The 6,000-nt window shown below is 48.3% G+C and carries 4 protein-coding genes; 3 read left to right on the forward strand and 1 reads right to left on the reverse strand.

Annotated elements, in window-relative coordinates:
• Positions 1–298: 298 nt before the first annotated feature.
• Entirely contained in the window at positions 299–2,395 is a 2,097-nt protein-coding gene (locus tag ACQ5DJ_RS28425; protein WP_429845379.1) for a sigma-54 interaction domain-containing protein, read from the reverse strand.
• Positions 2,396–2,613: 218 nt separating this feature from the next.
• Here ACQ5DJ_RS28425 and ACQ5DJ_RS28430 point away from each other — a divergent pair, with 218 nt between their 5' ends.
• The 3 genes from ACQ5DJ_RS28430 (at position 2,614) to ACQ5DJ_RS28440 (ending at position 5,947) form a co-directional block, all read left to right on the forward strand.
• Positions 2,614–3,747 (forward strand): M20 peptidase aminoacylase family protein, encoded by a 1,134-nt coding sequence (locus ACQ5DJ_RS28430; RefSeq protein ID WP_429845380.1) that lies wholly within the window; start codon positions 2,614–2,616, stop codon positions 3,745–3,747.
• A gap of 30 nt (positions 3,748–3,777) precedes the next feature.
• Positions 3,778–5,190 carry a YfcC family protein gene (locus tag ACQ5DJ_RS28435; RefSeq protein WP_429845381.1) on the forward strand — a complete coding sequence of 471 codons (1,413 nt, stop codon included), beginning with the start codon at positions 3,778–3,780 and terminating at the stop codon, positions 5,188–5,190.
• A gap of 130 nt (positions 5,191–5,320) precedes the next feature.
• Positions 5,321–5,947 (forward strand): class I SAM-dependent methyltransferase, encoded by a 627-nt coding sequence (locus ACQ5DJ_RS28440; RefSeq protein ID WP_429845382.1) that lies wholly within the window; start codon positions 5,321–5,323, stop codon positions 5,945–5,947.
• The last annotated feature ends 53 nt before the right edge of the window (positions 5,948–6,000 follow it).

Raw genomic sequence — 6,000 nt, forward strand, 5'->3', positions numbered from 1 at the left:
AAGCTGAAATTCCCCGCCATTTATTCCGAAGCTGAGTAGGGCTCCAGAGGCGCTTGGACTGGAAATGCACTTCTTCTACGTAGCTTTGGTCAACATCTTGTGAGTGATTCAAGAAGTGTATAAAGGAAGCTCCTTTGCAGTCACTGACAAACTGACTAAAAACATGAATAATATAACACTGCTGTAAAGGTACTGCCATATGTTTGGAAGGAGACCGCCCGAACGAAGAGAGGATACAGGCGACTGGAAAACATGTGGCAGGGCTTCGGACTCCACGAATGTTAGAAGACAACCCAAATTATCCCTTTTCCTTAATCAGCAAAGCCGTCAACACCTGCTGCCCAAATGCAGTGATCTGCGTCCCTTGCTTCTTAACGCCGATGGAGACGCATCCAGCGCGATCCAGCGCCGTCAGCTTGTGCCTGATTTGGGCTTCAGTCATGGAGGGACTCTCTATTCTCGCGAGCAGGGCACTGCGTCCAATACGTTCCTGACGCTTGTAGCAATCAGACAGTACTTGCAGAATCGCTACGTAATCTCCCAAGGAACCTTGCCTGGACAAATACCGGATCGTATCTTCCAGCGTATCATCCCGGTGAGAGAGAAGTGGCGGAGTAGAGACATGCCCCGCAAAAAAACGCTCCGGCAAATGAGCCAACTCGACCTGATTCCCCTCTGCGATGACGACCGCATAGTGAATGAAATTTTCCAACTCGCGAATATTGCCTGGCCAATCGTAACAGAGTAGCTGTTCCGTCACTTCCCGTGAGAAGGACAGACGCTGCTTTTTTTTCTGTAAGAAATAATCGATCAGCACCAAAATATCATCGGGACGATCACGCAGGGGCTGGATGTGCAACGGCAGGACATTCAGTCTGTAGTACAAATCCTCGCGGAATGTCCCTTTTTTGACCATTTCCATCAGGTTGCAATTGGTAGCGGCGATGACGCGGACATTGACTGGAATGACGCGATAGCCCCCTACGCGCATGACCTGCTTTTCCTGAAGAACACGAAGCAGTGACGCCTGGATGCTCAGCGGGGCATCCCCAATCTCGTCCAGAAAAATGGTCCCGTTGTGAGCCAGCTCGAATAGCCCCATCTTTCCGCCTTTTCGTGCTCCGGTAAAAGAACCTTCCTCGTACCCGAACAATTCGCTTTCTACCAAGCTCTCGGTCAGCCCTGCAAAATTGACAGGGACGAATGGACCGTCACGGCGTGTCGAGTGTTGATGGATGGCTTGGGCAAAAACTTCCTTCCCGGTTCCGTTTTCCCCTGTGATGAGAATCGTAAAGTCGCTTTCGGCCAGCTTGGTCGCCACGCGCTTGTTGGCTTGAATGGACGGGCTTTTGCCGATGATATTGTCAAACGAATACTTGGTCATCAGTCCGAGATTGGCACTCTTCGTTCGTATTTCCTGTTCGATCTGCTGTACCTTCGTCACGTCCTGAAAAGTAATGACTGCGCCTAGAAACTGATCATCCAAGAACGTGGGAATCTTGGTCACCAAAAGGTACAAATCGCGGAATTCCAATACCTGCTTCGTTACTTCCGTGTGTGATTCTACTACTTCCAGAATAAGAAATTCGGGAATGACCTCCGCTACATTTCGCCCAATGCAAGTGGTTTCAGTCATATGCAAAATTTTCTCGGCTTCTTTGTTCAGCACAGTGATATTCCCTCTGGCATCTGTGCCAATGATGCCTTCATGGACAGCATTTAAAATGGAGCTCAGCTTTTCATTCAGCTTCCGTTCATTGTGTACCGAGCTGGTCAGCTTGCGCCCGATATGGACGAAATCGCTGATGAAGTCAGCCGTGTACAGGTTTGCCTTATCCGGAGACAGATCAAGCAGGCGCGAAATATCAAAGATCGTCGTCAAATCCAAAGGGCGGTGCCCCAACTCAATGACGTTTTCAAAAAGGGCAGGAATCAAGTCTCTGAGTCCATGACAGACAGCGACATCGATTTGATCTTTTTCAGGAAGCGGCGTTTCGGTATCAGGTACGTAGGGTACAAATGTCAGATGAGAGAATCCGAGATGAAACAAGAGCTCAATCGCGCCTCCTACCATTTCGATGGAGTTGGAAACAAATAAACAGCGCGTTCCTGGCGACAAATCCATGAGTTGATCCAATTTGTTAATGTCAATCGTGCGCCTTGCTAGCAGCACGGGGATGTCTGACGGAGGAACTGGCTGATCGTGTAAGAGACTCGTGTCCGAAACGAGGATGAGATCAACTTCATCGTACACACTTTGGTGAAGCTGTTCTTGCATATGGTTTCGAATGATGTCCAAGCGGTTGCCGAAAAAAGACGTGAGCGTGTTTGCAAACAGCAGGCTGATCGTCTCTAGCCGGGTCATCAACAAGATGCATGGTTTCTGTTTGATCATGATGCGACTCCTTTATATCTGCCGATTAGATTTTTGATTTGGGTGGAAATATTGGGTTGGATATCTGTAAAAAACAACCTATATTATAACCTAAAAATCTGATATTGTTCAGAAATGCTTAACTTTTATAATAATATAGTTTTGGCACAATTCTTGCTATACATCCGGTAGAGCAAAGAGAGATACTAGAGAAGACATCAGGGAGGATGATGGATCGGATGAATCCGTTCTTATATATGGACGAGCATCGCGACGGAATAGTGCGAACATACAAAGATTTACATCAATTGGCGGAGCCGAGCTGGCACGAGGAGAAAACAGCGAGATATTTGCGGGAACGCCTGGAGGCGGCTGGAATTGCCGTCACATGCTTCGAAGGGCATCACGGCTTTTACGCAGAGATTCCTGGAGAGAGTGCTGAAATCGTGGCTTTGCGCGCGGATATGGATGCACTCGTGCAGGAAGTGGACGGCGTAGTGAGACCGAATCACTCATGCGGACACGATGCTCACTCGACACTGGCTCTCTACAGCGCCCTTGCGATTCAAGCAAGCGGAGTGGTACCGCCGAAAACGATGCGCTTTCTGTTCCAGCCTGCTGAAGAGAAAATGGGCGGAGCCTTGCAGATGATGAAGGATGGCGCCCTGGAAGGCGTTACAAAGCTGATCGGCGTTCATCTGCGTCCGGAAATGGAAGTGCCGTATGGTAGCGCTGCTCCGGCGATTTTGCATGGATCATCCAGTTCCATCAGAGGGACGATTACAGGTCTGCAAGCACACGGAGCACGTCCGGCGCTCGGTAAAAATGTCATCGAAGCCGCTTCGTTTTTGGTTATTGCGTTGCAAAACATTCGTCTGCAAGATGGATGCTCTTTTTCCGTGAAGATGACCCAATTACAAGCAGGGGGAGAAACGGTGAACGTCATCCCTGATCGAGCGACCTTTAGCCTCGATGTACGGGCACAGTCCAATGAAGGCATGGCAGAATTGCGGAGAAAGACCGAGCATGCCATGAGTCAGACAGGGGCTTTAACGGGCATGGATGTGGAGTGGGAATGGTCAGGAGTCACACCGGCTGCGGTCGCCAATGCGAACATGATCCAAGTAGCCCAAAAGGCAATTGGGCAAGTGTTGGGTGACGACAAAATTGCCGATACATGTGTGACACCAGGCGGAGAGGACTTCCATTTTTACGCGATTCACCGTCCTGAGCTGGCTACGACGATGATTGGTCTGGGATGTGGGCTCACGCCAGTCTTGCATCATCCACAGATGACTTTTCAGACGGATGCCTTGATTTATGGGGCAAAAATTATGACAGCTGCGATTTATGAAGCTGCCCAACATTCTTAGAGAAGCGCTACACACGCAGGGGGTTACCTTATGACAGAGAGCAAGCAACTAAAAAAGAAAAGCTTATTTCGGCTAGACGCCTACGTCCTTTTGTTTTGCATCTTACTTCTATGTGCATTGGCTACCTATGTGGTTCCGACAGGAGAATTTGACCGTGTAAAAAACGGCAATGTGACAACGGTTGTCCCGGGCAGCTATCATGCGGTGGAGCCAAATCCTACAGGCTTTGTCGAGTTTTTTACCGCGATCCAGACAGGGATGGTCAAAGGCGCGCCGATCATCTTCCTCGTTTTGTTCACAGGCGGTGCTTTAGCTGTTTTGGATAAGACAGGTGCACTTAACGCAGCGATTCTGACCATGGTCCGAAAATTAGGAAATCGAGAGTGGCTACTGGTTATTTTGATCACTTCCGTCTTTTCCGTATTGGGTACGTTGGGTGTCATCGTCAACTCCGTCATTGCTTTCGTTCCGCTTGGCATCATGATTGCGAGAGCGATGAAAATGGATGCGATCTTCGGAGTGGCTCTGATTTATCTGGGTGTGTATGCCGGATTCAATACGACAATTGCCTTTCCAGGAACGCTGGGCTTGTCCCAACAAATTGCGGAGCTGCCGCTGTTTTCAGGTATCGGCTACCGCACCATCATTTACGTTACGTTTGTGATCGTAACCATTCTGTACATCGGGCGTTACGCGCGGAAGGTTCGTCAAAACAAGAGTATCTTGGGGAACGAGCTCTTTCCTTCTGATAATGGTTCGACTACGATGGAAGTAGACACGAAAACTGTTGATTTTACAACCCGTCACAAATTGATCTTGGCGTTTACTGGGATCGTTCTGATTGGTTTTATCGTCTGCACGATCTTGTTCAAATGGGACGTAAACGAGATGTCCGGAATCTTTATTTTTATTGCGATTGGTGTAGGCTTGCTCAATAAGATGAGCGGAAACGATATCGCCAAAACGTTCTTAAAAGGCTGTCAGGGACTGATTTATGGGGCTTTGATTGTCGGTATGGCACGTGCGATCACGGTCATCTTGGAAGATGGGAAGTTCCTTGATACCATCGTGTACGGGCTTGCTACCATTCTGGAGCCGCTCTCACCGATGGCAGGTGCAATTGGGATGTTCCTCGGAAGCGCCGGGCTACACTTCTTGATTTCGTCCGGTTCAGGTGAAGCTGTTATGCTGATGCCGCTGTTGGCACCATTGGCTGACCTGATGGGCATTACGCGCCAAGTGGCCGTAGAGGCTCTGATGCTAGGCGAAGGTGTGGTCAACTGCATTAATCCGACCTCAGGTGTCCTGATGAGTATTTTGGCGATGAGTGGCATTTCCTACGGCAAGTGGCTGAAGTTCATGCTTCCGCTCACAGCGGTATGGACAGCACTCTCCATCGTGTTTATCGTTATTGGGGTATTGATTAACTGGGGCCCGTATTAATCCGACATTCGATGACAAGGAAGGCTTCGCCAACATGACTTGGCGGAGCCTTTTTTCATGAAAATCGTTCTCGCGCATAAACTGTGCAACGACACATCATTTTCGAAGGCAGAAAGTGGGGAAGCTCACCATGAGTACGGAAAATCAATCCGCTTTTGATTATCGGAAATACTGGGAGGATAATTACGCTTCGGGTGGAAATTCTGGACTTGGCTCCTATGGCGTGCTAGCTCTTTTTAAAGCAGAAGTCATCAATGAATACATCAAGGAGCAGCAAGTGAAAAGCGTCATTGAATTTGGCTGCGGAGACGGCAATCAACTTCTCTTTATGAAATATACCAATTACTTGGGGTTGGACATTTCACCGACTTCGGTACAGATGTGTGCCAGAATGTTTGGGAAGGATTCGGCGAAAAGCTTTCTTTTATACCATCCGAAATCCTTTTACAATCATGGATACTTGAAAAGTGATCTGGTCGTTTGCCTGGATGTGCTGTATCACATTACCGATGAGGAAGACTTCGAGAAAACATTGGATGACATCTTCTCTTGCGCCAAAAAGCATGTCATTCTCTACACGAAGGTAACGGATGGGACAGAGCCTCAAGTCGTCGATATGATTAAAGACCGAGATATCTTGGACTACTTGAAAAAGTACAATGATTTCTCCGTTACGCGAAAGATTGAACAGAAATACCCAGACCTGTCCTCTGCAAGCTTTTTGATTCTAGAAAAAAATCCCCCAACGGCTACATAGTGAAGTGACCCAATAAATTGAGACAAGGAAAAAGCACCTCCTGAATCGTATTC

The sequence above is a fragment of the Brevibacillus sp. FIR094 genome (assembly GCF_050477165.1).
Lineage (GTDB): Bacteria > Bacillota > Bacilli > Brevibacillales > Brevibacillaceae > Brevibacillus.

What these genes read in the sequence shown, in the direction of transcription:
- ACQ5DJ_RS28440 (WP_429845382.1), top strand. Translation starts at nt 5,321, where the DNA reads ATGAGTACGGAAAATCAATCCGCTTTTGATTATCGGAAATACTGGGAG.
- ACQ5DJ_RS28430 (WP_429845380.1), top strand. Translation starts at nt 2,614, where the DNA reads ATGAATCCGTTCTTATATATGGACGAGCATCGCGACGGAATAGTGCGA.
- ACQ5DJ_RS28435 (WP_429845381.1), top strand. Translation starts at nt 3,778, where the DNA reads ATGACAGAGAGCAAGCAACTAAAAAAGAAAAGCTTATTTCGGCTAGAC.
- ACQ5DJ_RS28425 (WP_429845379.1), bottom strand. Translation starts at nt 2,395, where the DNA reads ATGATCAAACAGAAACCATGCATCTTGTTGATGACCCGGCTAGAGACG.